The 26,383-nt window shown below is 62.7% G+C and carries 21 protein-coding genes; 18 read left to right on the forward strand and 3 right to left on the reverse strand.

Annotated features, from left to right (window positions below):
• The first annotated feature begins 32 nt into the window (after nucleotides 1-32).
• Nucleotides 33-449, forward strand: a complete 417-nt coding sequence (locus CAF92_RS09910) for a YbaN family protein (RefSeq protein WP_085600594.1) — start codon at nucleotides 33-35, stop codon at nucleotides 447-449.
• Here CAF92_RS09910 and arcD (CAF92_RS09915) read toward each other — a convergent pair.
• Nucleotides 429-1,856, reverse strand: coding sequence for an arginine-ornithine antiporter (gene arcD / locus CAF92_RS09915; protein WP_046616967.1), 1,428 nt, complete (start codon nucleotides 1,854-1,856; stop codon nucleotides 429-431). The genes CAF92_RS09910 and arcD (CAF92_RS09915) overlap by 21 nt on opposite strands.
• Before the next feature lie 434 nt (nucleotides 1,857-2,290).
• Between arcD (CAF92_RS09915) and arcD (CAF92_RS09925) the strand changes: the two genes are divergently transcribed.
• The 13 genes from arcD (CAF92_RS09925) (at nucleotide 2,291) to CAF92_RS09985 (ending at nucleotide 18,283) form a co-directional block, all read left to right on the forward strand.
• Nucleotides 2,291-3,718 (forward strand): arginine-ornithine antiporter, encoded by a 1,428-nt coding sequence (arcD, locus tag CAF92_RS09925; protein ID WP_046616968.1) that lies wholly within the window; start codon nucleotides 2,291-2,293, stop codon nucleotides 3,716-3,718.
• A gap of 33 nt (nucleotides 3,719-3,751) precedes the next feature.
• Entirely contained in the window at nucleotides 3,752-5,005 is a 1,254-nt protein-coding gene (gene arcA / locus CAF92_RS09930; RefSeq protein WP_046616969.1) for an arginine deiminase, read from the forward strand.
• Between the two features lie 69 nt (nucleotides 5,006-5,074).
• Nucleotides 5,075-6,085 carry an ornithine carbamoyltransferase gene (locus CAF92_RS09935; protein WP_046616970.1) on the forward strand — a complete coding sequence of 337 codons (1,011 nt, stop codon included), beginning with the start codon at nucleotides 5,075-5,077 and terminating at the stop codon, nucleotides 6,083-6,085.
• A gap of 181 nt (nucleotides 6,086-6,266) precedes the next feature.
• Complete coding sequence (gene arcC, locus CAF92_RS09940) at nucleotides 6,267-7,196, forward strand: carbamate kinase (protein WP_003257953.1); 930 nt, start codon at nucleotides 6,267-6,269, stop codon at nucleotides 7,194-7,196.
• A 55-nt stretch (nucleotides 7,197-7,251) separates the two neighbouring features.
• On the forward strand, nucleotides 7,252-7,620 hold the full coding sequence (locus CAF92_RS09945) for a DUF5064 family protein (protein ID WP_046616971.1): 369 nt from the start codon (nucleotides 7,252-7,254) through the stop codon (nucleotides 7,618-7,620).
• Nucleotides 7,621-7,795: 175 nt separating this feature from the next.
• Entirely contained in the window at nucleotides 7,796-9,304 is a 1,509-nt protein-coding gene (locus tag CAF92_RS09950; RefSeq protein ID WP_046616972.1) for a sigma-54-dependent transcriptional regulator, read from the forward strand.
• Between the two features lie 309 nt (nucleotides 9,305-9,613).
• Nucleotides 9,614-10,813 (forward strand): sodium/glutamate symporter, encoded by a 1,200-nt coding sequence (gene gltS / locus CAF92_RS09955; protein ID WP_046616973.1) that lies wholly within the window; start codon nucleotides 9,614-9,616, stop codon nucleotides 10,811-10,813.
• Nucleotides 10,814-11,155: 342 nt separating this feature from the next.
• Entirely contained in the window at nucleotides 11,156-11,539 is a 384-nt protein-coding gene (gcvH, locus tag CAF92_RS09960; protein ID WP_003257943.1) for a glycine cleavage system protein GcvH, read from the forward strand.
• Between the two features lie 11 nt (nucleotides 11,540-11,550).
• Entirely contained in the window at nucleotides 11,551-14,406 is a 2,856-nt protein-coding gene (gene gcvP, locus CAF92_RS09965; RefSeq protein WP_085600596.1) for an aminomethyl-transferring glycine dehydrogenase, read from the forward strand.
• Nucleotides 14,407-14,608: 202 nt separating this feature from the next.
• The gene (locus CAF92_RS09970) at nucleotides 14,609-15,985 is read left to right on the forward strand and encodes an L-serine ammonia-lyase (RefSeq protein ID WP_085600598.1); all 1,377 of its coding nucleotides are present in this window, start codon (nucleotides 14,609-14,611) and stop codon (nucleotides 15,983-15,985) included.
• A gap of 27 nt (nucleotides 15,986-16,012) precedes the next feature.
• Complete coding sequence (gene gcvT, locus CAF92_RS09975) at nucleotides 16,013-17,134, forward strand: glycine cleavage system aminomethyltransferase GcvT (RefSeq protein WP_085600600.1); 1,122 nt, start codon at nucleotides 16,013-16,015, stop codon at nucleotides 17,132-17,134.
• A gap of 356 nt (nucleotides 17,135-17,490) precedes the next feature.
• Nucleotides 17,491-17,703, forward strand: coding sequence for a cold-shock protein (locus CAF92_RS09980; RefSeq protein ID WP_003257941.1), 213 nt, complete (start codon nucleotides 17,491-17,493; stop codon nucleotides 17,701-17,703).
• 91 nt (nucleotides 17,704-17,794) lie between these two features.
• On the forward strand, nucleotides 17,795-18,283 hold the full coding sequence (locus tag CAF92_RS09985; protein ID WP_046616978.1) for an RDD family protein: 489 nt from the start codon (nucleotides 17,795-17,797) through the stop codon (nucleotides 18,281-18,283).
• A 176-nt stretch (nucleotides 18,284-18,459) separates the two neighbouring features.
• On the opposite strand, the gene lptG is transcribed toward CAF92_RS09985, so the two are convergent.
• Nucleotides 18,460-19,521, reverse strand: coding sequence for an LPS export ABC transporter permease LptG (gene lptG / locus CAF92_RS09990; RefSeq protein WP_085600602.1), 1,062 nt, complete (start codon nucleotides 19,519-19,521; stop codon nucleotides 18,460-18,462).
• Complete coding sequence (lptF, locus tag CAF92_RS09995; RefSeq protein ID WP_085600604.1) at nucleotides 19,514-20,629, reverse strand: LPS export ABC transporter permease LptF; 1,116 nt, start codon at nucleotides 20,627-20,629, stop codon at nucleotides 19,514-19,516. Before lptF ends, lptG begins: the two co-directional genes overlap by 8 nt.
• Nucleotides 20,630-20,930: 301 nt before the next feature.
• Between lptF and CAF92_RS10005 the strand changes: the two genes are divergently transcribed.
• From CAF92_RS10005 to CAF92_RS10020, 4 genes are all read left to right on the forward strand, one after another.
• Nucleotides 20,931-22,424 (forward strand): leucyl aminopeptidase, encoded by a 1,494-nt coding sequence (locus CAF92_RS10005; protein ID WP_085600606.1) that lies wholly within the window; start codon nucleotides 20,931-20,933, stop codon nucleotides 22,422-22,424.
• Nucleotides 22,425-22,473: 49 nt separating this feature from the next.
• Nucleotides 22,474-22,905: a DNA polymerase III subunit chi gene (locus CAF92_RS10010; RefSeq protein ID WP_085600737.1), complete on the forward strand. Its 432-nt coding sequence runs from the start codon at nucleotides 22,474-22,476 to the stop codon at nucleotides 22,903-22,905.
• 5 nt (nucleotides 22,906-22,910) lie between these two features.
• Nucleotides 22,911-23,276, forward strand: a complete 366-nt coding sequence (locus tag CAF92_RS10015) for a hypothetical protein (RefSeq protein ID WP_046616981.1) — start codon at nucleotides 22,911-22,913, stop codon at nucleotides 23,274-23,276.
• 210 nt (nucleotides 23,277-23,486) lie between these two features.
• Nucleotides 23,487-26,333 carry a valine--tRNA ligase gene (locus tag CAF92_RS10020; protein WP_085600609.1) on the forward strand — a complete coding sequence of 949 codons (2,847 nt, stop codon included), beginning with the start codon at nucleotides 23,487-23,489 and terminating at the stop codon, nucleotides 26,331-26,333.
• Nucleotides 26,334-26,383: the final 50 nt, after the last annotated feature.

Here is a 26,383-nt window from a genome sequence, read left to right on the forward strand (position 1 = left end):
CCGGTGGCCGAACCGCTTTATGCAATGAGACCATGACCCGACCCGCCCGCTCGAAACTTGCCCGCCTGCTGTATGCACTCCTGGCCTACGTGAGCCTGGGCGTTGGCCTGGTCGCGATCATCATCCCCGGCCTGCCGACCACCGAATTCATCCTGCTGGCCGCCTGGGCGGCCACGCGCAGTTCACCGCGCCTGTCTGCCTGGCTGGAGAACCACCGGCTGTTCGGGCCGATCCTGCACAACTGGCGCAATGGCAAGGTTATCCAGCGCCGGGCCAAGGTCAGCGCGACCCTCAGCATGCTGCTGTGCGCGGGCCTGATGCTGACGTTCCTGGAACACCGCTGGCCGGTGTTTCTGGCCATTGCCGGCATGGCCCTGGGCAACCTGTGGATCTGGTCCCGCCCGGAGCACGCCCCCTGCCCTGCCCGGTCACAAGCTCAGCAGCCCTGAGTACAGGGCATAGGCCGCCAGGGCGGCGCCGGCCAGCACGGCGGCGAAAATCAGCTTTTCCCAGGCAGTGAACAAGGCCTTTCCCTGCTCATGCTTGGCCCGGGCGAACAGGATAACGCCCGGCGCGTACAGCAGCGCCGACAGCAACAGGTACTTGAGCCCGCCGGCGTACAAGAGCCACACCGCATATACCAGGGCAATCAGCGCTACCAGCAGGTCCTTGCGGCGCAAGGCCGGCTGCCCGTCGTAGGTTTCTGCACGTACCGCCAACAGCACGGCGTAGGCCGCCGACCACAGGTAGGGCACCAGGATCATCGACGACGCCAGGTAGATCAGGCTGGTATAGGTACCGGCGGAAAACAGCGTGATCAGCAGGAAGCCCTGGATCATGCAGTTGGTCAGCCACAGGGCGTTGGCCGGCACATGGTTGGCGTTTTCCTGGGCCAGGAAGCGCGGCATGGTCTTGTCCCGTGCCGTGGCAAAGAGGATCTCGGCGCACAGCAACGCCCAGGACAGCAGCGCGCCAAGCAGCGAAACCGCCAGGCCGATACTGATCAGCAAGGCGCCCCAGGGCCCGACGATATGCTCCAGCACCGAAGCCAGTGACGGGTTCTGCAGCCCGGCCAGTTCCGGCTGGGTCATCACCCCCAGCGACAGCACATTGACCAGCACCAGCAGCGCCAGCACCCCCAGGAAACCGATCACCGTGGCCTTGCCGACATCCGAGCGTCGCTGGGCGCGCCCGGAATACACACTGGCACCCTCGATGCCGATGAACACGAACACAGTCACCAGCATCATGTTGCGCACCTGCTCCAGCACGCTGCCGAACTGCGGGTTGCTCAGACCCCAGATGTCACGGGTGAAGATATCGGCGCGAAAGGCAAATGCCGCTATCACCACGAAGATCAGCAATGGCACCACCTTGGCAACGGTGGTCACCTGGTTGATGAACGCCGCCTCCTTGATGCCGCGCAGCACCAGGAAATGCACCGCCCACAGCAGCAGCGACGCGCAACCGATGGCAATCGGCGTGTTGCCCTCGCCAAACACCGGGAAGTAGAACCCCAAGGTGCTGAACAGCAGCACGAAATAGCCGACGTTGCCCAGCCAGGCACTGATCCAGTAGCCCCAGGCCGAGGAAAAACCCATGTACTCGCCAAAGCCGGCCTTGGCGTAGGCGTACACCCCCGAGTCCAGCTCAGGCTTGCGGTTGGCCAGGGTCTGGAACACAAAAGCCAGGGCCAGCATGCCGATCGCGGTGATACCCCAACCGATCAGCACTGCCCCCACATCGGCACGCGCCGCCATGTTTTGCGGCAAAGAGAATATCCCGCCACCAATCATCGAGCCGACCACCAACGCGATCAGCGCACCCAGGCGCAGCTTTTGTCCCGGTTCGCTCATGAGCTTTCCTTTTTTAACGCGCTGTCATGGGTTTGAAACAGCCATGCCGTCCATATAGATGGCGTTACTTATAATGATCCGGACCAATGAAGCTATAGCACTAATAACTGCTTTGTCTATGCCCGCTTCGAGTAAAAACTAGCAGCTCGCGAGCAACTAGAGAAGGGCCCGATAAAGCTCGAAATTCTTGTGAAAAATTTGCGAAAGCGGCAAAAGAGGCTAGCTTCAAGCTTCGCAGGCTGAACAGAGCGTTTGCTCTAGAAGGACATGGAGGTGCCAGCGTGCAAGGCCTGCAGCAAAAGTTGTCGGCACTCTCCGGGAGCTCCGTGAAGGAATTTTCCTACTTCACGTCGCCATGAACTGACCCAAGTCAGCGAATGGCAGCGGCGTCGGATTTACGCTGTCGTCAACTTTCTCCTGGCAGGAGTTGTTAAATGTCTGATTCATCCGGAAAACTAAAGCTCGGCGCGTTAGTTGCACTTGTCGTCGGTTCGATGATTGGTGGCGGTATCTTCTCGCTGCCGCAAAACATGGCTGCCAGCGCAGGGGTTGGCGCTGTGCTGATCGGTTGGGCGATCACCGCGGTCGGCATGCTGACCCTGGCGTTCGTGTTCCAGACCCTGGCCAACCGCAAGCCTGACCTGGATGGCGGGGTGTATGCCTACGCCAAGGCCGGTTTCGGCGACTACATGGGCTTCTCCTCGGCCTGGGGCTACTGGATCAGTGCCTGGCTGGGCAACGTCGGCTACTTCGTGCTGTTGTTCAGTACCTTGGGTTACTTCTTCCCGATCTTCGGCGAAGGCAACACCCCGGCCGCCATCATCGGCGCGTCGGTGCTGCTTTGGGCAGTGCACTTCCTGGTGCTGCGCGGCATCAAGGAAGCGGCGTTCATCAACCTGGTCACCACTGTGGCCAAGGTGGTGCCGCTGCTGCTGTTCGCCCTGATCTGCCTGTTCGCCTTCAAGCTCGACATCTTCACTGCTGACATCTGGGCGGTTGGCACGCCAGAGCTTGGCAGTGTGATGAACCAGGTGCGCAACATGATGCTGGTCACCGTTTGGGTGTTCATCGGCATCGAGGGCGCGAGCATCTTCTCGTCGCGGGCGGAAAAACGCTCTGACGTGGGCAAGGCCACGGTTATCGGCTTCGTCACCGTGCTGCTGTTCCTGGTGCTGGTCAACGTACTGTCGCTGGGCATCATGACCCAACCGGAACTGGCCAAGCTGCAGAACCCGTCGATGGCTGCCGTGCTGGAGCATGTGGTCGGCCACTGGGGCGCGGTGCTGATCAGCGTCGGCCTGATCATTTCGCTGCTTGGGGCACTGCTGTCGTGGGTGCTGCTGTGCGCCGAGATCATGTTCGCCGCCGCGAAGGACCACACCATGCCGGAATTCCTGCGCCGCGAGAACGCCAACCAGGTACCGGCGAACGCCCTGTGGCTGACCAACGCCATGGTACAGATCTTCCTGGTTATCACGCTGTTCTCCAACAGCACCTACCTGTCGCTGATCTACCTGGCCACATCGATGATCCTGGTGCCCTACCTGTGGTCGGCAGCCTATGCCGTGCTGCTGGCAGTGCGTAGCGAAACCTACGAACAGGCCTTGGCCGAACGGCAGAAGGACCTGGTGATCGGTGGTATCGCCCTGTTGTACGCCATCTGGCTGCTGTACGCCGGCGGCGTGAAATACCTGCTGCTCTCGGCCCTGCTCTACGCACCTGGCGCGATTCTGTTCGCCAAGGCCAAGCGTGAGGTTGGCCAACCTGTCTTCACCAACGTGGAAAAACTGATCTTCGCAGCCGTGGTCATCGGCGCCCTGGTGGCAGCCTTTGGCCTGTACGACGGCTTCCTGACTCTTTGACCCACGTCTTCGTTCAACTGGAGGAATGAAATCATGTCCGCTGAAAAACAGAAGTACGGTGTCCACTCCGAAGCCGGCAAACTGCGCAAAGTGATGGTTTGCTCGCCGGGCCTGGCGCACAAGCGCCTGACGCCGAGCAACTGTGACGAGCTGCTGTTCGACGACGTGATCTGGGTCGACCAGGCCAAGCGTGACCATTTCGACTTTGTCACCAAGATGCGCGAGCGTGGCGTGGATGTGCTGGAGATGCACAACCTGCTGACCGACATCGTCCAGCAACCCGAGGCACTCAAGTGGATCCTCGATCGCAAGATCACCCCGGACACGGTCGGCGTGGGCCTGACCAACGAAGTGCGCAGCTGGCTCGAAGGCCTCGAGCCACGCCACCTCGCCGAGTTCCTGATTGGCGGCGTTGCCGGGCAGGATCTGCCGCAGAGCGAGGGTGCCGAAGTGGTCAAGATGTACAACGACTACCTGGGCCACTCCAGCTTCATCCTGCCACCGCTGCCCAATACCCAGTTCACCCGTGACACTACCTGCTGGATTTACGGCGGCGTCACGCTCAACCCGATGTACTGGCCAGCGCGACGCCAGGAAACCCTGCTGACCACCGCCATCTACAAGTTCCACCCCCAGTTCACCAACGCCGACTTCCAGGTCTGGTACGGTGACCCGGACAAGGACCACGGCCAGTCCACCCTAGAAGGCGGCGATGTCATGCCGATCGGCAAGGGAATCGTGCTGATTGGCATGGGCGAGCGCACCTCGCGCCAGGCCATCGGCCAACTGGCGCAGAACCTGTTCGCCAAGGGCGCCGTCAAGGAAGTGATCGTCGCGGGCCTGCCGAAATCGCGCGCCGCCATGCACCTGGATACCGTGTTCAGCTTCTGCGACCGCGACCTGGTCACGGTCTTCCCGGAAGTGGTCAAAGAGATCGTGCCGTTCATCATTCGCCCGGATGAAAGCAAGCCTTACGGCATGGACGTACGCCGCATCAACAAGTCGTTCATCGAAGTGGTGGGCGAACAACTGGGCGTCAAGCTGCGCGTGGTCGAAACCGGAGGCAACAGCTTTGCCGCCGAGCGCGAACAATGGGATGACGGCAACAACGTGGTGGCCATCGAGCCGGGCGTGGTCATTGGCTACGACCGCAATACCTACACCAATACCTTGCTGCGCAAGGCAGGTGTCGAAGTCATCACCATCAGTGCCGGCGAACTGGGCCGGGGCCGGGGCGGCGGCCACTGCATGACCTGCCCGATCGTGCGCGACCCGATCGACTACTAACGACCATTGCACCCGGCCGGGCCCACAACGCACCGGCCGGGACACTACCGAATCCAAGGAGAAGCTGTCATGGCGTTCAATATTCACAACCGCAACCTGCTCAGCCTGGAACACCACACCACCCGCGAGCTGCGCTACCTGCTGGACCTGTCCCGCGACCTCAAGCGCGCCAAGTACACCGGCACCGAGCAACAGCACCTGAAAGGCAACAACATCGCGCTGATCTTCGAAAAAACCTCTACCCGTACCCGTTGCGCCTTCGAAGTGGCCGCCTATGACCAGGGCGCCAATGTCACCTACATCGACCCGACCTCCTCGCAGATTGGCCACAAGGAAAGCATGAAGGACACCGCCCGCGTGCTCGGGCGCATGTACGACGCCATCGAGTACCGTGGCTTCAAGCAGGAAATCGTCGAAGAACTGGCCAAGTTCGCCGGCGTACCGGTGTTCAACGGCCTGACCGACGAATACCACCCCACCCAGATGATCGCCGACGTGCTGACCATGCGTGAGCACAGCGACAAACCGCTGCACGACATCAGCTACGCCTACCTGGGCGACGCCCGCAACAACATGGGCAACTCGCTGCTGCTCATCGGTGCCAAGCTCGGCATGGATGTGCGCATCGCCGCGCCCAAGGCGCTGTGGCCGCATGATGACCTGGTCGAGCGTTGCCGCAAGTACGCCGAGGAAAGCGGCGCGCGCATCACCCTCACCGAAGACCCGGTTGCCGCCGTCAAGGGTGTGGACTTCGTGCACACCGACGTGTGGGTATCGATGGGTGAGCCGATCGAAGCCTGGGGTGAGCGCATCAAGCTGCTCAAGCCGTATCAGGTGAATGCACAGCTGATGAAGTCCACCGGCAACCCGCGGACCAAGTTCATGCACTGCCTGCCGGCGTTCCACAACTCTGAAACCAAGGTAGGCAAGCAGATCGCCGAACAGTACCCGGACCTGGCCAACGGTATCGAAGTGACCGACGACGTCTTCGAGTCGCCGGCCTGCATCGCCTTCGAGCAGGCGGAAAACCGCATGCACACGATCAAGGCGATCCTGGTATCGACCTTGGCTGACCTGTAAAGGCTGACTCGGCAAGCCGGGCAACCCGGATCCCTGTGGGAGCGGGTTTACCCGCGAATGCATCAGTAGCACCAGCCGCGTTGCATGGGCTGACGCTTTCGCGGGTAAACCCGCTCCCACAAGGGGGCGGCGATACCGGTCGAGTACAGCGCTCCCTTCTTTTCGTTAAAGGACATTCCCCATGCGTATCGTTGTTGCATTGGGCGGCAACGCCCTGCTGCGTCGCGGCGAGCCCATGACCGCTGACAACCAGCGCGCCAATATCCGCACCGCCACCGAACAGATCGCCAAGATCCACCCAGGCAACGAACTGGTCATCGCCCACGGCAACGGCCCGCAAGTCGGCCTGCTGTCGCTGCAAGGCCTGTCCTACAAGCCCGACGAGGCCTACCCGCTGGACGTGCTGGGTGCCGAGACCGAGGGTATGATCGGCTACATGATCGAACAGGAACTGGGCAACCTGCTGGCATTCGAGGTGCCGTTCGCCACCCTGCTGACCCAGGTCGAAGTGGACGCCAACGACCCCGCCTTCAAGGACCCGACCAAGTTCATCGGCCCGGTCTATGGCAAGGAAGAGGCCGAGCGCCTGGCCAAGGAAAAGGGTTGGGTGGTCAAGGCCGACGGCGACAAGTACCGCCGTGTGGTGGCCAGCCCGAAACCCAAGCGCATCTTCGAGATCCGCCCGATCAAGTGGCTGCTGGAAAAGAGCAGCATCGTGATCTGCGCCGGCGGCGGCGGCATCCCCACCATGTACGATGAAAACCGCAAGCTGAAGGGCATCGAGGCGGTGATCGACAAGGACCTGTGCTCGGCCCTGCTGGCAGAGCAGCTGGACGCCGACCTACTGATAATCGCCACCGACGTCGATGCCGCCTATGTTGACTGGGGCAAGCCCACGCAAAAGGCCATTGCCCAGGCCCACCCCGACGAACTCGAACGCCTCGGCTTCGCCGCCGGTTCCATGGGGCCGAAGGTGCAGGCAGCCTGCGACTTTGCCCGCAACACCGGCAAAGTGGCAGTGATCAGTTCGCTGGAGAACATCGAAGACATAGTCAAAGGCACCGCCGGCACGCGGGTTTCCACCGCCAAGCCGGGGATCAGCTACCGTTGAATGCAGTGGGCGGGCGCCAGCGCCCGCCATTTTCGACCTTCCAAAGGAGCTTGCCATGGCCCAGTACCAGCCCGGTCATGTACACATCGAGCGCACTGCGCTGAACCAGAACGACCACAGCTATGACTTGAACATCGAATACGAGGCAGTGTCGGACCCCAAGGAAGGCAGAGGCATCCAGTTCAAGATGCATGGCAGCATCGAAGGCAAGCCAGTGGAGGAAAAGTTCTTCCTGGCCAAGGACCAAGTGTTGCCCAGCTTCCTGATGCAGCTGAGCCGAAGGGCGCAGTCGTACCTGCCGTCACCGAAGAAATTCGAGAACCTGAGTTCGCCGCACAAGCTTTATGACCATATGTTCGCGGACATTCGCGAAAAGCTGGATGTGAAATCGGGCGATCCGATCAAGCCTGAACATCTGGAGTGATTTCAGGATCCGGGGGCTGCTTTGCAGCCCATCGCGACGCAAGGCCGCTCCTACAGGGATCGCGTCATTGTCGGGACCTGTAGGAGCGGCCTTGCGTCGCGATAGGGCCGCAAAGCGGCCCCGGCGATGTTGAGGCATACTACCGCCCTCCCCGGCCACCACTTCACCGTCCCCCATGCGCATCCACGTCAGCTTCATCGACCGCGTCGGCATCACCCAGGAAGTCCTCGCCCTGCTCGGTGCCCGCAACCTCAACCTGGACGCCGTGGAGATGGTCCCGCCGAACGTCTACATCGACGCCCCTACCCTCAGCCCTGCCGTGCTCGAAGAACTGCACGACGCGCTGTTCGAGGTACAGGGCGTGCAATCGGTGGACGTGGTCGACATCCTCCCAGGCCAACGCCGGCACCTGCAGCTCGATGCCCTGCTGGCGGCGATGAGCGACCCGGTGCTGGCCGTGGACAGTGCCGGCAAGGTGCTGCTGGCCAACCCGGCGCTGATCGAACTGTGCGGCCGCGAATCGGCCGGGCGCTCGGTGGGTGAACTGTTCGGTGACCCGGCGCTGCTGCAGGCCCTGCTGGACAACAACTTCCACCTGCCCATGCGCGAGATGCAGCTCAACGGCCAGAGCTTGCTGCTGGACGCCATGCCGATCACCAACGCCGGTGGCCTGCTGACGCTATACCCCCCCACACGCATGGGCGAACGCCTTTCGGCCCTGCACCACGACCATGCCGAAGGCTTCGATGCCTTGCTCGGCGAATCACCGGCAATCCGCACTCTCAAGGCCCGCGCCCTGCGCGTGGCGGCACTCGATGCACCACTGCTGGTGCATGGCGAAACCGGCACCGGCAAAGAACTGGTAGCCCGCGCCTGCCACGCCATCAGCAGCCGCCACGCAGCGCCATTCCTGGCCCTGAACTGCGCTGCGCTGCCCGAGAGCCTGGCCGAGAGCGAATTGTTCGGCTACGCCCCAGGCGCCTTCACCGGCGCGCAACGGGGCGGCAAACCCGGGTTGATGGAACTGGCCAACCAAGGCACGGTATTTCTCGATGAAATCGGCGAGATGTCGCCATACCTGCAGGCCAAGCTACTGCGTTTTCTCAGCGATGGCAGCTTCCGCCGGGTGGGTGGCGACCGCGAAGTGAAGGTGGATGTACGCATCATCAGCGCCACCCACCGCGACCTGGAGCGCATGGTCGCCGAAGGCAGCTTCCGCGAAGACCTGTTCTACCGCCTTAACGTGCTCAACCTGCAAGTGCCGCCGCTGCGCGACCGTGGCCAGGACATCCTGATGCTGGCGCATTTCTTCATGCAGCAGGCCTGCACACAGATCCAGCGCCCACCCTGCCGGCTGACCCCGGCCACCCATTCGGCACTGCTGGCCAACCCTTGGCCGGGCAATGTGCGCCAGCTGCAGAACGTGATATTCCGCGCCGCAGCCATTTGCGAGGGCAACCTGGTGGATATCGGTGACCTGGACATCGCCGGCACCTCGGTGGCCCGTGGCCAGGACGGCGAAGTGGCCAGCCTGGAACAGGCCGTAGGCGATTTCGAGCGCGAGTTGCTGCAACGCCTGTACGCAAGCTACCCATCGACGCGGCAACTGGCAGGGCGCTTGCAAACTTCACATACCGCCATTGCGCAGCGCCTGCGCAAATATGGAATACCAGGCAAAGCCTGATACCTGCCAGATAGCGTCAACGGGGGCTGCTACGCAGCCCATCGCAGGCAAGCCAGCTCCCACAGGTATCGCACACGTCCTGAATTCTGCGCGATACCTGTGGCAGCTGGCTTGCCTGCGGTGGGCCGCAAAGAGGCCCCTGATAGTTATTGTAATAATCCGGTTGTTATTCAGGCTTTTCCTACGCCAGTGAAAGATACTCTCCCACGGATGCCTCGTAGAATGATGACAGTGTATTCCCACCTGTCACCCCACTTGTCCGCCCCATAGCGGGAAGTGGTCCGCTACTGGATATGACGAGAACACCTGATGTTTGAACTCGATTTTTACGGGACGCTTGTAGCCGCCTCTTTGGTACTGTTATTGGGACGCGGCCTGGTTGCGCGTATTGGTTTCTTGCGCACTTACAATATTCCGGAACCTGTCGCTGGCGGCTTGGTAGTCGCCTTGGCGTTCCTGGCGTTGCGCAGCTTCGATATCCACGTGCAATTCGATACTTCACTGCAAACCCCTCTGATGCTGGCATTCTTCGCCACCATTGGTTTGGGTGCAGACTTCGCCAGTCTGAAGAAAGGTGGCCGCGTGGTTACCGTGTTCCTGCTGGTGGTAACCGGCTTGCTGCTGGTTCAGAACGCCATGGGCATCGGCCTGGCAACGGCACTGGGGCTCGACCCACTGATGGGGCTGCTGGCCGGCTCCATCACATTGTCGGGCGGCCACGGCACAGGCGCTGCGTGGGGGGCCACGTTCACCGAAAAGTTTGGCCTGGCCTCGGCCTCCGAATTGGCAATGGCATCAGCTACCTTCGGCCTGGTACTGGGTGGCCTGATTGGTGGCCCGGTCGCCCGGTTGCTGATCAAGCGAGTAGCGACGCCTGGTATCGAAGAAGCAGCGCCACAACTGCCCAAAGGTTTCGAACAACCGGACAAAGAACGCCTGATTACGCCGTTTTCATTTATCGAGACACTTGCGCTTATCGCCGTCAGTTTGCTCGTGGGTTCGTTACTTAACGGTTTGCTGAAAGGCACGGCGCTTGAACTGCCAACGTTCGTTTGCGTGCTATTCGTGGGCGTGGTGTTGCGAAACGGCCTTTCGGCGCTCGGCTTTTATCAAGTATTCGAGCGGGAAGTCTCGGTATTGGGCAATGTGAGCTTGTCGTTGTTCCTGGCCATTGCCTTGATGTCGCTCAAGTTGTGGGATCTTTCAGCGCTGGCATTACCGTTCTTTGCATTGCTCGCCGCACAGACATTGGTCATGGCACTGTTCGCGATATTCGTCACGTTCCGGGTCATGGGTCGCAACTATGATGCAGCAGTACTGGCTGCCGGGCACTGTGGCTTCGGCTTGGGCGCAACGCCAACGGCAATCGCCAACATGCAAGCGGTGACCCAACGCTACGGAGCCTCGCGCATCGCCTTCCTGGTCGTGCCGATGGTGGGGGCGTTCTTCATCGACATCATCAATGTCATCGTCATCAAGCTGTATCTGGCATTGCCCTGGTTTGCCTAGATCGAAGTCAGGCCATGTTCCAGGGCGTATTTCACGAGCGGCGCAGGTGTCGTGGCCAAGCATCGCGTCCTCAACACCCTGTATTGATTTCAATACGCCGTATTGAAATCAATACACATCCATTCGGATACGACTGTGCAAGGGTTTGATCCCCAAACCCTTTTCCATCACCCTCCTGCTGTAGCGTTTTCATTCCATCAAATTGATAAAATAATCACGCTAAATAGATAACTTATTGATTAATAACATTTTTTAACGATTGGCCGCATTTTTGCTAAGGGAATCCCAACCCCAAGAGCGCGGAGCCACTGCGCCTAACGCCCTGCTTCCCGAGGATTCCCCATGAGCGAGTTGCGTTTCACTGAAGATCACGAATGGCTGCGCGTCGAAGCCGATGGCAGCGTCACCGTGGGCATCACCGCCTACGCCCAGAACGCCCTTGGCGATGTGGTTTTCGTGCAACTGCCAGAGTTGCAGCAGTATGAGAAAGGCAGCGAAGCGTCCACCGTCGAGTCGGTCAAGGCCGCCAGCGGTGTGTACATGCCCCTTACCGGCGAAGTGGTCCAGATCAACGACCAACTTGAAGACAGCCCGGAGCTGGTCAACGAAGACCCGATGGGCGAAGGCTGGTTCTTCCGCTTCATTCCCGCCGACGCCAGCGCCGTGGCCGCCCTGCTTGACCAGGACGCCTACGACCGCCTGATCAAAGCCAACGACGACGCCTGAGGAACCCTGCCATGACCATCAACCTCGGCACCGCCAACGAATTCATCGCCCGCCATATCGGCCCGCGCGCCGCTGACGAGCAGGCCATGCTGGCCGCCCTCGGCTTCGACTCGCTGGAAGCCATGACCGCCGCGGTCATTCCCGACAGTATCAAAGGTACCAGCGTGCTCGGCTCGCACGATGGCCAGAGCGAAGCCGACGCGCTCGCCGCGCTCAAGGCCATCGCCGGCAAGAACCAGCTGTTCAAGAGCTACATCGGGCAGGGCTACTACAACACCCATACCCCAGCGCCTATCCTGCGCAACCTGCTGGAAAACCCGGCCTGGTACACCGCCTATACCCCGTACCAGCCAGAAATATCCCAGGGCCGCCTGGAAGCGCTGCTGAACTTCCAGACCCTGATCAGCGACCTGACCGGCCTGCCGATCGCCAACGCCTCCCTGCTCGACGAAGCCACCGCTGCGGCCGAGGCCATGACCTTCTGCAAGCGCCTGTCCAAGAACAAGGCCAGCCACGCCTTCTTCGCCTCCGTGCACTGCCACCCGCAAACCCTGGACGTGCTGCGCACCCGCGCCGAGCCACTGGGCATCGAAATCGTGGTCGGCGACGAGCGCGAGCTGGGCGATGTCAGCGCCTTCTTCGGCGCCCTGCTGCAGTACCCGGCCAGCAACGGTGAAGTGTTCGACTACCGTGAAGTTGTCGAGCGCTTCCACGCCGCCAACGCCCTGGTCGTCGTGGCCGCCGATCTGCTGGCCCTGACCCTGTTGACCCCGCCGGGCGAGTTCGGCGCCGACGTGGCCATCGGCAGCGCCCAGCGCTTCGGCGTGCCGCTGGGCTTCGGTGGCCCGCACGCGGCCTACTTCTCCACCCGTGATGCGTTCAAACGCGACATGCCGGGCCGCCTGGTCGGCGTGTCGATCGACCGCTTCGGCAAGACAGCCCTGCGCCTGGCCATGCAGACCCGCGAGCAGCACATCCGCCGCGAAAAGGCCACCAGCAACATCTGCACCGCTCAGGTGCTGCTGGCCAACATCGCCAGCATGTTCGCCGTGTACCACGGCCCGGCCGGCCTCAAGCGCATCGCCGAACGCACCCATGCCCTGACCGCGATCCTGGCCGCCGGCCTGAAGACGCTGGGCGTGCAGGTAGTGGGCGCCAGCGCCTTCGATACCCTGACCCTGGCCACCGGCAGTGCCACTGCCAGCCTGCATGACAAGGCGCGCGCCCAAGGCATCAACCTGCGCCAGATCGACGCCGCCCACGTGGGCCTGTCGCTGGACGAAACCAGCAGCCAGGCCGATGTCGAGGCCCTGTGGCAATTGATCGGTGGCGACCAGGCCCAGCCAGACTTCAACGCTCTGGCCGCCAGCACCGGCTCGCTGCTGCCTGCCGCCCTGCTGCGCCAGTCGGCCATCCTGCAGCACCCGGTGTTCAACCGCTACCACAGCGAAACCGAGCTGATGCGTTACCTGCGCCGCCTGGCCGACAAGGACCTGGCGCTGGACCGCAGCATGATCCCGCTGGGCTCGTGCACAATGAAGCTGAACGCCGCCAGCGAAATGATCCCGGTCACCTGGGCCGAGTTCGGCAACCTGCACCCGTTTGCCCCGGCCGAGCAGAGCCAGGGCTACCTGCAGATGACCACCGAGCTGGAAGCCATGCTTTGCGCCGCCACCGGCTACGACGCCGTGTCGCTGCAACCCAACGCCGGTTCCCAGGGCGAGTACGCAGGCCTGCTGGCTATCCGTGCCTACCACCGCAGCCGTGGCGAAGGCCACCGCGACATCTGCCTGATCCCGTCGTCGGCCCACGGCACCAACCCGGCAACCGCTCACATGGCCGGCATGCGTGTAGTGGTCACCGCCTGTGATGCCCGCGGCAACGTCGACGTCGAGGACCTGCGCGCCAAGGCCATCGAGCACCGCGAGCGCCTGGCCGCGATCATGATCACCTACCCGTCGACCCACGGCGTGTTCGAGGAAGCGATCGGCGAAATCTGCGCGATCATCCACGACAACGGTGGCCAGGTGTACATCGACGGCGCCAACATGAACGCCATGGTCGGCCTGTGCGCCCCGGGCAAGTTCGGCGGCGACGTTTCCCACCTGAACCTGCACAAGACATTCTGCATCCCGCACGGCGGCGGCGGCCCGGGCGTCGGCCCGATCGGCGTCAAGTCGCACCTGGCGCCATTCCTGCCTGGCCACGCACAGCTGGAAAACACCGAGGGCGCGGTTTGCGCCGCGCCGTTCGGCAGCGCCAGCATCCTGCCGATCACCTGGATGTACATCCGCATGATGGGCGGTGCCGGCCTCAAGCGTGCCTCGCAGATGGCGATCCTCAACGCCAACTACATCGCCCGTCGCCTGGAAGAGCACTATCCTGTTCTGTATACCGGCGGCAATGGCCTGGTGGCCCACGAGTGCATCCTCGACCTGCGCCCGCTGAAGGACACCAGCGGCATCAGCGTCGACGACGTGGCCAAGCGCCTGATCGACTTCGGCTTCCACGCCCCGACCATGTCCTTCCCGGTTGCAGGCACGCTGATGATCGAACCGACCGAAAGCGAGTCCAAGGAAGAACTGGACCGCTTCTGCGACGCGATGATCCAGATCCGCGAAGAAATTCGCGCGGTCGAGAACGGTAGCCTGGACAAGGACGACAACCCGCTGAAGAACGCCCCGCACACTGCGGCCGAGTTGGTTGGCGAATGGGCTCATGGCTACAGCCGCGAGCAGGCGGTGTACCCGCTGCCGAGCCTGGTGGAAGGCAAGTACTGGCCGCCGGTCGGCCGGGTCGACAACGTGTTCGGCGATCGCAACCTGGTCTGCGCCTGCCCATCGATCGAGAGCTATCAGGACGCCTGACCAGGCGCTCTGGCCTCATCGCCGGCAAGCCAGCTCCCACGGGGGCCTCACCGCACCCAAGGCTGGTGCAACACCTGTGAGAGCTGGCTTGCCAGCCCTTAAGGGCTCACCTGTTTTCCAAGGCTGGTGCAGTACCTGTGGGAGCTGGCTTGCCGGCGATCGAGTGCGCAGCACTCGCCTTACCTACCGGAGGGAATGAGCAATGTCTTTGAGCGTCTTCGACCTGTTCAAGATCGGCATCGGCCCCTCCAGCTCGCACACGGTCGGCCCGATGCGCGCCGCCGCGCGTTTCGCCGAAGGGCTGCGCCGTGATGACCTGCTTGCCCGCACCGTCAGCGTCAAGGCAGAGCTGTATGGCTCGCTCGGCGCCACCGGCAAGGGCCATGGCAGTGACAAAGCCGTGCTGCTGGGCCTTGAGGGCGAGCACCCCGATGTCATCGACACCGACACCATCCCTGCACGCCTGCAGGCCATCCGCGACAGCGGTCGGCTGAAACTGCTCGGCGAGCACAGCATCGCGTTCATCGAAAAGCAGCACCTGGCGATGATCCGCAAGCCGCTGGACTACCACCCCAACGGCATGATCTTCCGCGCCTTCGACGAGGCCGGCTTGCAAATCCGCAGCCGCGAGTACTATTCGGTGGGCGGCGGTTTCGTGATCGACCAGGACGCCGCCGGCCACGACCGCATCGTCGAGGACAGCACACCGCTGACCTACCCGTTCAAGACCGCCAAGGAGCTGCTCGGCCACTGCACCGGGCAAAACCTGTCGATCAGCCAGGTAATGCTGGCCAACGAGGCGGCCTGGCGTCCCGAAGCGGAAACCCGTGCCGGGCTGCTGCGCATCTGGCAGGTGATGCAGGATTGCGTCGAAGCCGGCTGCCAGCATGAAGGCATCCTGCCGGGTGGGCTCAAGGTCAAGCGCCGAGCGCCGGCGTTGTACCGCCAGCTGAGCCGCAACCCGGAGGCCAGCCTGCGCGATGCCCTGTCGGTACTCGACTGGGTCAACCTCTATGCCCTGGCAGTGAACGAGGAAAACGCCTACGGCGGGCGCGTGGTCACCGCGCCGACCAACGGCGCCGCGGGCATTGTCCCGGCGGTGCTGCATTACTACATGCGCTTCGTACCGGGTGCCAACGAGGACGGGGTGGTGCGGTTTCTGCTCACCGCCGCGGCCATCGGCATCCTGTATAAGGAAAACGCCTCCATCTCCGGCGCCGAAGTAGGCTGCCAGGGCGAGGTCGGCGTGGCCTGCTCGATGGCTGCTGGTGCGCTGTGCGAGGTGATGGGTGGCACCGTGCAACAGGTGGAAAACGCTGCCGAAATCGGCATGGAACACAACCTGGGCCTGACCTGCGACCCGATCGGCGGGCTGGTCCAGGTGCCTTGCATCGAGCGCAACGCCATGGGCTCGGTGAAGGCGATCAACGCGGTGCGCATGGCCTTGCGCGGCGATGGGCAGCACTACGTGTCGCTCGACAAGGTCATCCGCACCATGCGCCAGACCGGCGCCGACATGAAAAGCAAATACAAAGAGACCGCCCGTGGCGGCCTGGCCGTCAACATCATCGAATGTTGACCCGACAACAACAGCAAGGAGTCACCGATGTCCGAAACACTGCTCAAGACCCCACTGCACGCCCTGCATCTGGAACTGGGTGCGCGCATGGTGCCGTTCGCCGGCTATGACATGCCGGTGCAGTATCCGTTGGGCGTGCTCAAGGAACACCTGCACACCCGCGAGCAGGCCGGCCTGTTCGATGTCTCGCACATGGGCCAGATCACCCTGCGCGGCAGCGATGCCGCCAAGGCCCTGGAAAGCCTGGTGCCGGTGGATATCATCGACCTGCCGGTGGGCATGCAGCGCTACGCCATGTTCACCAACGAGCAAGGCGGCATACTCGACGACCTGATGGTCGCCAACCTGGGCGACGACACGCTGTTCCTGGTAGTCAACGCCGCCTGCAAGGACCAGGACCTGGCCCACCTGCAAGCACACATCGGCAGCCGTTGCGAGGTGCAGCCGCTGTTCGAGCAGCGCGCCCTGCTGGCCCTGCAAGGCCCGACGGCGGTCAAGGTGCTGGAGCGCCTGGCCCCGGAAGTGGCCGGCATGACCTTCATGCAGTTCCGCCCGGTGAAACTGCTGGGCGAAGACTGCTTCGTCAGCCGCTCGGGCTACACCGGTGAAGACGGCTACGAAATCTCGGTACCGGTACATGCAGCCGAAGCCCTGGCCCGCCGCCTGCTGGCAGAGCCCGAAGTACAGCCGATCGGCCTGGGTGCGCGCGACTCGCTGCGCCTGGAAGCCGGCCTGTGCCTGTATGGCCACGACATGAACACCGAGACCACGCCGGTGGAAGCCAGCCTGCTGTGGGCCATTTCCAAGGTTCGCCGTGCCGATGGCGCGCGTGCCGCCGGCTTCCCGGGTGCCGAAGCCATCTTCGCCCACCAGCGCGATGGTGTGGCGCGCAAACGTGTGGGCCTGTTGCCGCAGGAACGTACCCCGGTACGTGAAGGCGCGGATATTGTCGATGCAAACGATAAACCTGTAGGCAAAGTGTGCAGCGGTGGCTTTGGTCCGACACTCGGCGCACCTGTAGCAATGGGTTATATCGATAGTGAACATGCTGCTATCGACACCCCGCTGTTTGCGTTGGTACGTGGCAAGAAGGTTGCCTTGAAAGTCAGCAAAATGCCTTTCGTGGCACAACGTTACTACCGGGGCTGAAGCCGCTTTGTGAAGGTTGCGGGCAGGTTCGACATATTCGTTTTCGAACCTGTCCAATAACTTTTGAACATGGCGCCAGGCCAGGCGCCATGCCGTTTCCGACAAATCGGTCGGTTATCGGCAAGCGGCCGATTTTCCATACGACCAAGGGCTTGTTTTTCGCTCGGGAGTTGGCGTAGAGTCACTGCACTGTGTTTGCATGGGTCGCAACAGTTCGTGACCTGGGCCAGTAGCCGCAATCTGCTACAACCCGTTTGACGTCTCTTACTTTCCTGCAACCCAGCCCAGTAATCTTTTGCTTCCTTTAATGCAAAAGAAACTGTCATCAAAATTCAAGCTTCATAGGAAATAAGACAATGGCTGAGCGTCAGAACGGTACCGTCAAGTGGTTCAATGACGAAAAAGGTTACGGCTTCATCACCCCAGAAAGCGGTCCGGATCTGTTCGTGCACTTCCGCGCTATCGAAGGTAACGGCTTCAAGAGCCTGAAAGAAGGCCAGAAGGTCACCTTCGAAGCAGTCCAGGGCCAGAAAGGCATGCAGGCTGACAAAGTTCAGGTCGCCGGCTAAGCCGAACCCGACTTCGAGAAAAGCCCCTGCCAAGTGCAGGGGTTTTTTTTTGCCCGTAGAATAGCGGCTTCGTTTTCTGGAGCCGTTTTGCATGTCCAAGCCTCTGCTCACACCCCAGGGTGATTTTCCGCCGGTCGGCCTGGGCCGGCGCCTGGCGGCGATGTTCTACGACTTCCTGCTGTGCACGGCGCTGCTGATCGTGACCGCTGGCGCCTACAAGATGATCCAGATGGCGATCATCGGCGAAGCCCGGATGCGTGAGCTGACCGAGGCTGGCGCACTGGACGGCGACCCGCTGCTGTCGACGGTGCTGCTGTTCGTCCTGTTCGGTTTCTTTGCCAAGTTCTGGACCCATGGCGGGCAGACCCTAGGCATGCAGGTATGGGGTGTGCGGGTGCAGAATGCCGATGGCACGGCCATCAGCCTGTGGCAGGCGCTGCTGCGCTTCGTAGTGTCGATTGCCTCGTGGCTATGCCTGGGGCTGGGGTTTTTCTGGGTGTTGATCGACAAGCGCAAGCGGGGCTGGCATGACATCTATTCGGAAAGCCAGCTGGTGCGGGTGCCTAAGCAGAAGAAATGAACTGAGGCCTGTATTGCCTGTGCCTTCGCGGGTAAACCCGCTCCCACAGGTACAGCACAGGCATCACGACCGGTGAGATTCCTGTGGGAGCGGGTTTACCCGCGAAGAGGCCAGCACAGGCTAACACCCATGAAAAAGCCGACCCTGAGGTCGGCTTTCTTGTACAGCTCAGGCCATCAACCTGCCCGGCGCAACAGCCACACGCCGGCCAGCGCACAGATGCCTGCCGGAATCACCACCGCCAGCAGCGGCGGGAAGCCGAACACCTGGCTCGAAGGCCCAAGCAGGTCCTGAGCGATGCGGAACACGAAGCCCACCAGTACACCGGTGAACACGCGCTGGCCGAGGGTTACCGAACGCAGCGGGCCGAAGATGAACGAAATGGCCATCAGCACCAGCGCCGCGGTCACCATCGGCTGCAACACCTTGGTCCAGAACGCCAGCCAGTATCGAGCATTGTTCAGGCCCTGGTCGGACAGGTAATGGATGTAGTCCCAAAGCCCGGTGATGGATAGCGACTCCGGCGCCAGGATCACGGTATTGAGCAATTGCGGAGTGAGCGAAACGTCCCAGCGCTCCTGCGGCGCGGTCACCACTTCGGTGTGGTCGCCCCGGAAGAAGGTGGTGCGCACATCGCTGAGCATCCAGTGATCCTCCTGGTACTGTGCACGGCGGGCAAAGCTCGAGGTGACGATCTTGCGCTCGCTGTCGAAGCGGTAACGGGTCACACCCAGCAGCAGGCCGTTAGGCTGCACGGCGTTGATGTGCACGTACTCCTCGCCCTGGCGGTGCCACATGCCGCGCTTGGAGCTTTGCGCATCACCGCCACCCTGGGCCAGGGAACGGTCGGCCTGGGCCTTGTTCTCGGTCACCGGCGCCACGTACTCGCCAATCAGCAGGCCGACCAGCATCAGCACCAGCATCGGCTTCATCACCGCCCACACGATGCGCCCGATGGAAACCCCGGCAGCACGCATGATGGTCAGTTCGCTGCTGCTGGCCAGGCTACCCAGGCCGATCAGGCAGCCGATCAAAGCAGCCATCGGCAGCATTTCGTACAGGCGCCGTGGTGCGGTCAGCAGGACGAAGTTGCCCGCCTCCATCACCGTGTAGGTGTCACTCAGGTCGCTCATCTCGTCGATGAAGGCAAACAGCGACGCCAGGCCGAGGATGATCCCCAGCACGGCGAGGATTGCCAGCAGCACGCTCTGGCCGATGTAGCGGTCGAGCTTACCCATGGGCCACCTCCGCACGACGGGCGGCGCGTTTGAGGCGCAGCGGCTCCCAGTACATCAGGCCCAGGCCGATCAGCAGGAACAGGCCGTGGACCCACCACATGCCCAGGGCGATCGGCAGTTTGCCCTTTTCGAGGGCGCCGCGTACGGAAATCAGCATTGTCAGGTAGGCCATGTACAGAAGAATTGCCGGCAGCAGCTTGAGGAAGCGGCCCTGGCGCGGGTTGACCCGGGCCAGCGGCACCGCCAGCATGGTGACGATGAATACCAGGATGGGCAGCGACAGCCGCCACTGCAGCTCGGCACGCTCACGCAGGCCCTTCTTGCCGATCAGCTCGGAAGTGGGAATGGCTTCGCGATCGGTCACTTCCTCGGCGACTTCCGGCTTGGGCAGCAGCACCCCGTAGGTGTCGTACTTGATTGCACGGTAATCGGCCTGGCCCGGGTTGCCGTCGTAGCGGTAACCGTTTTCCAGCACCAGGTAGCGGTTGCCGTCAGCCTGGATTTCCTGGTGGCCTTTTTCGGCAACCAGCACCGACGGGGCGCGGTCCTTGGTCTTGTCCTGGTTGAAGCGCTTCTCGGAGATGAACACCCCAGCCAGGTTGATGCGGTCGTCCGACAGCTCTTCGGTGTAGGTCACCCGCGAGCCGTCGCGCAGGGTCTGGAAGCGGCCCGGCACCAAGGTGTCGAACTCGGTCAGGGCATCCTGCTGGGCAATGATCTGCTGCACCTGGGCCACGCCCAGCGGTGCCAGGCTCAAGCTCAGCCACGCTACCAGCAGGGCGACCAGGGCGGCCGGCGCCATGGTCAGGCCCAGCAGGCGCTGCTGGCTCATGCCGGTGGCCGACAACACGGTCATCTCGCTTTCCAGGTACAAGCGCCCGTACGCCAGGAGAATGCCGAGGAACAGCCCCAGAGGCAGGATCAGTTGCAGGAAGCCCGGCAGGCGGAAGCCCATGATCAGGAACAGCACGCTCGGGTCGAGCACACCCTGGGCAGCCTGGGCCAGGTACTTGATGAAGCGCCCACTCATGATGATCACCAACAGCACGGCGCTGACGGCGCTCAAGGTCACCAGGACCTCGCGGGACAGATAACGAAAGACGATCAAACCAGACACTCCTGGGTTGTCAGGGCGGACTGCCAATCAATGGCGCCAGACAATGACTTAGTACAGCCAAGACCAATGCCGGTTCGCCAAAGGCGAACCTCCATGTAAAGTGCGCGCATTATCCTGTGATTGACCGCCCCTGTCACTTCGCCGCGCATGAAGGCGCATAACGGGGTTGTCAGCACGCTTGCCGCAGGCTCAAACTGGCAGCTTTTCCGCTGGCGCGCGACGACGCGGCCAGGCCCGTCCAGAGCGCTGGAACACACAGCGCCGACTGTATCGATCATTCGGGGATCCTGACATGGAACTGGTTGTAAAAAGCGTAGCTGCTGCATCCGTAAAAACCGCCACCCTGGTCCTCCCGGTAGGTGAAAACCGCAAGCTCGGCGCCGTGGCCAAGGCCGTCGACCAGGCCAGCGAGGGCGCCATCAGTGCCGTGCTCAAGCGTGGCGACCTGGCCGGCAAGCCGGGCCAGACCCTGCTCTTGCAGAACCTCGCGGGTCTGAAGGCCGAGCGCGTGCTGCTGGTGGGCAGCGGCAAGGACGAAGCCCTGGGCGACCGCGCCTGGCGCAAACTGGTCGCGAGTGTGGCCGGCGTGCTCAAGCGCCTGAATGGCGCTGACGCAGTGCTGGCCCTGGACGACATCGCGGTCAGCAACCGCGATGCCCACTACGGCAAGTACCGCCTGCTGGCCGAGACCCTGCTCGACGGCGAGTACGTGTTCGATCGCTTCAAGAGCCAGAAGGCCGAGCCGCGCGCCCTGAAGAAGGTCACCCTGCTGGCCGACAAGGCCGGCCAGGCCGAGGTCGAGCGTGCCGTCAAGCATGCCAGCGCCATCGCCACCGGCATGGCTTTCACCCGCGACCTGGGCAACCTGCCGCCCAACCTGTGCCACCCAAGCTTCCTGGCCGAACAGGCCAAGGATCTGGGCAAGGCGCACAAGGCGCTGAAAGTCGAGGTGCTGGACGAGAAGAAGATCAAGGAACTGGGCATGGGCGCGTTCTACGCCGTCGGCCAGGGCAGCGACCAGCCGCCACGCCTGATCGTGCTCAACTACCAGGGCGGCAAGAAGGCGGACAAGCCGTACGTGCTGGTGGGCAAGGGCATTACCTTCGACACCGGCGGCATCAGCCTCAAGCCTGGTGCCGGCATGGACGAAATGAAGTATGACATGTGCGGTGCCGCCAGCGTGCTCGGCACCCTGCGTGCGGTGCTCGAGCTGCAGCTGCCGGTCAACCTGGTGTGCCTGCTGGCCTGCGCCGAGAACATGCCGAGCGGCGGCGCCACCCGCCCGGGTGACATCGTCACCACCATGAGCGGGCAGACCGTGGAAATCCTCAACACCGACGCCGAAGGCCGCCTGGTGCTGTGCGACACCCTGACCTACGCCGAGCGCTTCAAGCCGCAGGCAGTCATCGACATCGCCACCCTGACCGGCGCCTGCATCGTCGCCCTGGGCAGCCACACCACCGGCCTGATGGGCAACAACGACAACCTGGTCGGCCAGTTGCTCGACGCCGGCAAGCGCGCCGACGACCGTGCCTGGCAGCTGCCGCTGTTCGATGAGTACCAGGAGCAGCTGGACAGCCCGTTCGCCGACATGGGCAACATCGGCGGGCCGAAGGCCGGCACCATCACCGCCGGCTGCTTCCTGTCGCGCTTTGCCAAGGCCTACGACTGGGCTCACATGGACATCGCCGGCACCGCCTGGGTCAGCGGTGGCAAGGACAAGGGCGCCACTGGCCGCCCTGTGCCCCTGCTGACCCAGTACCTGCTGGACCGCGCTGGCGCCTGACGCCGTGAAGCCGGTGGCGCACTGCGCGCCGCCGGCCGGCGATACCACCATGAGCAAAGTCGATTTCTACATCCTGCCCACCGACTCGCTGTCGGCGCGGCTCGATTTCGCCTGCAAGCTGTGCGAAAAGGCCTGGCGACTCGGCCACCGGGTCTACCTGCATTGCCAGGACGCCGAGCAGCGCAGCGAGCTGGACCAACGTCTGTGGCGCTTCAAGGGCGAGGCCTTCGTGCCCCACGACCTCGCAGAGGTGCATGCCGATGCCTGCGTGGCATTGGGCCTGGCCGCCGACAGTGCAGGCGACCACCACGACCTGTTGATAAACCTGGGCGCCGACGTACCGGGCTTTGTCGGCCAGTTCGAACGGGTTGCCGAGATCGTCGTTGAAGAGCATGGCATCCGCCAATCTGCCCGTGAACGATTCCGTTTCTACCGTGAACAGGGCTATGCTCTGCAAGACCACCGCTTACAGCGACTTTGACGACGATGGACAAACCCTCCCCCCTGCCCGATTCCGCCCATCTGCTCGATGACCTCGAGTCGATACGCCAGCTGCTTGGCGACGCCGACCTGCAACCACCGCTGCTGACAGAGACGGTGGAGCAGATCCCGTTGCTGCTGGAAGAAGCGCCCGGCAACCATGTTCCTGCGGCCGAACCGGTTGAGGCCGAGCCCGAAGACGACCCGCAGACCCGCCGCCAGGACACCCTGCTGCACCTGGAAAGCGAACTGCGCGCGGCGGCGCAGATGATCATGCAGGATGTGATCAAAGACTTCACCCCGCACATCGAGAACGAGATCAAGCGCCGGCTGGATGCGCGGATCGAGCGGTTGATCAAGCGTTCGGAGTAAAACTGAAATCCGGCGGTGCCTTCTTCGCGGGTAAACCCGCCCCCACAGGTACGGCGCAAGCTTCGAGACTTGCGCCGTACCTGTGGGAGCGGGTTTACCCGCGAAGAGGCCATCCCTGCCATGCCAGATAGCAGCAGCTTGTCGCCTGCGGCCCCCAGCTTGGTTATACTTCCCGGCTTTCCCGAATAAATGCACAGGGTCCCGCCGCGCATGGATAAGACCTACCAGCCGCACGCCATCGAAACTTCCTGGTACAACACCTGGGAGTCCGAGAACTATTTCGCCCCACAAGGTGCAGGCGAGTCCTACACCATCATGATCCCGCCGCCGAACGTCACCGGCAGCCTGCACATGGGCCACGGGTTCAACAACGCGATCATGGACGCCCTGATCCGTTTCCGCCGCATGCAAGGCCGCGACACCCTGTGGCAGCCAGGCACCGACCACGCCGGTATCGCAACCCAGATGCTGGTCGAGCGCCAGCTCGAGGCCAAGGGCCAGAACCGGCATGATCTGGGCCGCGAAAAGTTCCTGGAAAAGGTCTGGGAATGGAAGGATCAGTCCGGTGGCAACATCAGCCGTCAGATCCGCCGCCTGGGTTCGTCGGTCGACTGGAGCCGCGAGCGCTTCACCATGGATGACGGCCTGTCCGAAGCGGTCAAGGAAGCCTTCGTGCGCCTGCATGAAGACGGCCTGATCTACCGCGGCAAGCGCCTGGTCAACTGGGACACCAAGCTGCACACGGCCATCTCCGACCTCGAAGTGGAAAACCACGACGAGAAGGGCCACCTGTGGAACCTGCGCTACCCGCTGGCCGACGGCGCCAAGACCGCCGAAGGCAAGGACTACCTGGTAGTCGCCACCACCCGTCCGGAAACCCTGCTGGGTGACGCCGCCGTGGCGGTCAACCCGAACGACGAGCGCTACCAGGCACTGATCGGCAAGTACGTCGAACTGCCGCTGGTTGGCCGCCGCATCCCGATCATCGCCGACGACTACTGCGACCCCGAGTTCGGTACCGGCTGCGTGAAGATCACCCCGGCCCACGACTTCAACGACTACGAAGTCGGCAAGCGACACAACCTGCCGCTGCTGAACATCTTCGACAAGAACGCCTTCGTGCTGGCCAGCGCGCAGGCCTTCAACCTCGACGGCAGCGTCAACGAGCAGGTGGACACCCGCCTGCCGGCCCAGTACGCCAACCTCGACCGCTTCGTCGCACGCAAGCAGATCGTCGCCGACCTGGATGCCCAGGGCTTGCTGGTTAGCATCGACGACCACGCCCTGAAAGTGCCGAAAGGCGACCGTTCGGGCACTGTCATCGAGCCGTGGCTGACCGACCAGTGGTACGTTTCCACCAAACCGCTGGCAGAACCTGCCATCGCCGCCGTGGAAGATGGCCGCATCCAGTTCGTGCCCAAGCAGTACGAGAACATGTACTTCTCCTGGATGCGTGACATCCAGGACTGGTGCATCAGCCGCCAGCTGTGGTGGGGCCACCGCATCCCGGCATGGTACGACGAGGCTGGCCAGGTCTATGTCGGCCGCAACGAGGAAGAAGTGCGCGCCAAGCACATCCTGGGTGCCGACGTGGTCCTGCGCCAGGACGACGACGTACTCGACACCTGGTTCAGTTCGGGCCTGTGGACATTCTCCACCCTGGGCTGGCCGGAACAGACCGAATTCCTCAAGAAATTCCACTCCACCGATGTGCTGGTGACCGGCTTCGACATCATCTTCTTCTGGGTTGCGCGCATGATCATGCTGACCATGCACCTGATCAAGAACGAGGATGGCACCCCGCAGGTACCGTTCAAGACCGTGTACGTGCATGGCCTGGTACGTGACGGCCAGGGCCAGAAGATGTCCAAGTCAAAGGGCAACGTGCTGGACCCGCTGGACATCGTCGACGGCATCACCCTCGACGCCCTGCTGGAAAAACGCACCAGCGGCATGATGCAGCCCAAGCTTGCCGAGAAGATCGCCAAGCAGACCAAGGCTGAGTTCCCCGAAGGTATCGCCAGCTACGGCACCGACGCCCTGCGCTTCACCTTCTGCTCGCTGGCCTCCACTGGCCGCGACATCAAGTTCGACATGGGCCGCGTCGAAGGCTACCGCAACTTCTGCAACAAGATCTGGAACGCCGCCCGCTACGTGCTGGACAAGGGCGAGGACTGCGGCCAGAACGGCGAAGCCTACGAGCTGTCGCTGGCCGACCGCTGGATCATCTCGCAGCTGCAGCGTACCGAAGCCGAAGTGACCCGCCAGCTGGAGCAGTTCCGCTTCGACCTGGCCAGCCAGGCGCTGTACGAGTTCATTTGGAACCAGTACTGCGACTGGTACCTGGAGCTGTCCAAGCCGGTGCTGTGGGACGAGAACGCCCCAGTCGAGCGCGCCCGTGGTACCCGCCGCACCCTGGTGCGCGTGCTGGAAGTTGCGCTGCGCCTGGCGCACCCGTTCATGCCGTTCATCACCGAAGAAATCTGGCAGCGCATCGCGCCGCTGGCCGGCATCGAAGGCAAGACCATCATGCTGCAGCCATGGCCGGTGGCCAATGAAAGCCGCATCGACGCCGCCGCCGAAGGCGACATCGAGTGGCTCAAGGAGCTGATGGTCGGCCTGCGCAACATCCGCGCCGAAATGAACATCGGCCCGGGCAAGCCGCTGCCGCTGTTCCTCAAGAACGCCAACGCCGACGACCAGCGTCGCCTGCAGGAAAACGAAGCCCTGCTGAAGAAGCTGGCCAAAGTCGAATCGTTTACCGTGCTGGGCGACGCCGACGAAGCGCCGCTGTCGGCCACCGCGCTGGTCGGTGACCTGCAAGTGCTGGTGCCAATGGCCGGCCTGATCGACAAGGATGCCGAGCTGGCGCGCCTGAACAAGGAAATCCAGCGCCTGCAGGGTGAAGTGGCACGCGTGGGTGGCAAGCTGTCCAATGCTGCCTTCGTCGACAAGGCACCGCCTGCCGTGATCGAGAAGGAACGCGCCAAGCTGGCCGAGTCCGAACAGGCCCTGGCCAACTTCACAGAGCAGCATGCGCGGATTGCAGCGCTTTAATCAAAAGTGAAGCCATAGCGGGCTGCTTCGCAGCCCATCGCCGGCAAGCC

Source organism: Pseudomonas sp. B10(2017) (assembly GCF_002113295.1).
Lineage (GTDB): Bacteria > Pseudomonadota > Gammaproteobacteria > Pseudomonadales > Pseudomonadaceae > Aquipseudomonas > Aquipseudomonas pudica.

Bases quoted from the DNA above. Each gene is read 5' to 3' on its own strand.
- CAF92_RS09970 (WP_085600598.1), top strand. From the start codon at position 14,609: ATGTCTTTGAGCGTCTTCGACCTGTTCAAGATCGGCATCGGCCCCTCC.
- arcD (WP_046616967.1), bottom strand. From the start codon at position 1,856: ATGAGCGAACCGGGACAAAAGCTGCGCCTGGGTGCGCTGATCGCGTTG.
- CAF92_RS09910 (WP_085600594.1), top strand. From the start codon at position 33: ATGACCCGACCCGCCCGCTCGAAACTTGCCCGCCTGCTGTATGCACTC.
- arcD (WP_046616968.1), top strand. From the start codon at position 2,291: ATGTCTGATTCATCCGGAAAACTAAAGCTCGGCGCGTTAGTTGCACTT.
- lptG (WP_085600602.1), bottom strand. From the start codon at position 19,521: ATGGGTAAGCTCGACCGCTACATCGGCCAGAGCGTGCTGCTGGCAATC.
- CAF92_RS10005 (WP_085600606.1), top strand. From the start codon at position 20,931: ATGGAACTGGTTGTAAAAAGCGTAGCTGCTGCATCCGTAAAAACCGCC.
- CAF92_RS09950 (WP_046616972.1), top strand. From the start codon at position 7,796: ATGCGCATCCACGTCAGCTTCATCGACCGCGTCGGCATCACCCAGGAA.
- gcvP (WP_085600596.1), top strand. From the start codon at position 11,551: ATGACCATCAACCTCGGCACCGCCAACGAATTCATCGCCCGCCATATC.
- CAF92_RS10015 (WP_046616981.1), top strand. From the start codon at position 22,911: ATGGACAAACCCTCCCCCCTGCCCGATTCCGCCCATCTGCTCGATGAC.
- gltS (WP_046616973.1), top strand. From the start codon at position 9,614: ATGTTTGAACTCGATTTTTACGGGACGCTTGTAGCCGCCTCTTTGGTA.
- CAF92_RS10010 (WP_085600737.1), top strand. From the start codon at position 22,474: ATGAGCAAAGTCGATTTCTACATCCTGCCCACCGACTCGCTGTCGGCG.
- arcA (WP_046616969.1), top strand. From the start codon at position 3,752: ATGTCCGCTGAAAAACAGAAGTACGGTGTCCACTCCGAAGCCGGCAAA.
- arcC (WP_003257953.1), top strand. From the start codon at position 6,267: ATGCGTATCGTTGTTGCATTGGGCGGCAACGCCCTGCTGCGTCGCGGC.
- CAF92_RS10020 (WP_085600609.1), top strand. From the start codon at position 23,487: ATGGATAAGACCTACCAGCCGCACGCCATCGAAACTTCCTGGTACAAC.
- CAF92_RS09985 (WP_046616978.1), top strand. From the start codon at position 17,795: ATGTCCAAGCCTCTGCTCACACCCCAGGGTGATTTTCCGCCGGTCGGC.
- CAF92_RS09980 (WP_003257941.1), top strand. From the start codon at position 17,491: ATGGCTGAGCGTCAGAACGGTACCGTCAAGTGGTTCAATGACGAAAAA.
- CAF92_RS09945 (WP_046616971.1), top strand. From the start codon at position 7,252: ATGGCCCAGTACCAGCCCGGTCATGTACACATCGAGCGCACTGCGCTG.
- gcvH (WP_003257943.1), top strand. From the start codon at position 11,156: ATGAGCGAGTTGCGTTTCACTGAAGATCACGAATGGCTGCGCGTCGAA.
- CAF92_RS09935 (WP_046616970.1), top strand. From the start codon at position 5,075: ATGGCGTTCAATATTCACAACCGCAACCTGCTCAGCCTGGAACACCAC.
- gcvT (WP_085600600.1), top strand. From the start codon at position 16,013: ATGTCCGAAACACTGCTCAAGACCCCACTGCACGCCCTGCATCTGGAA.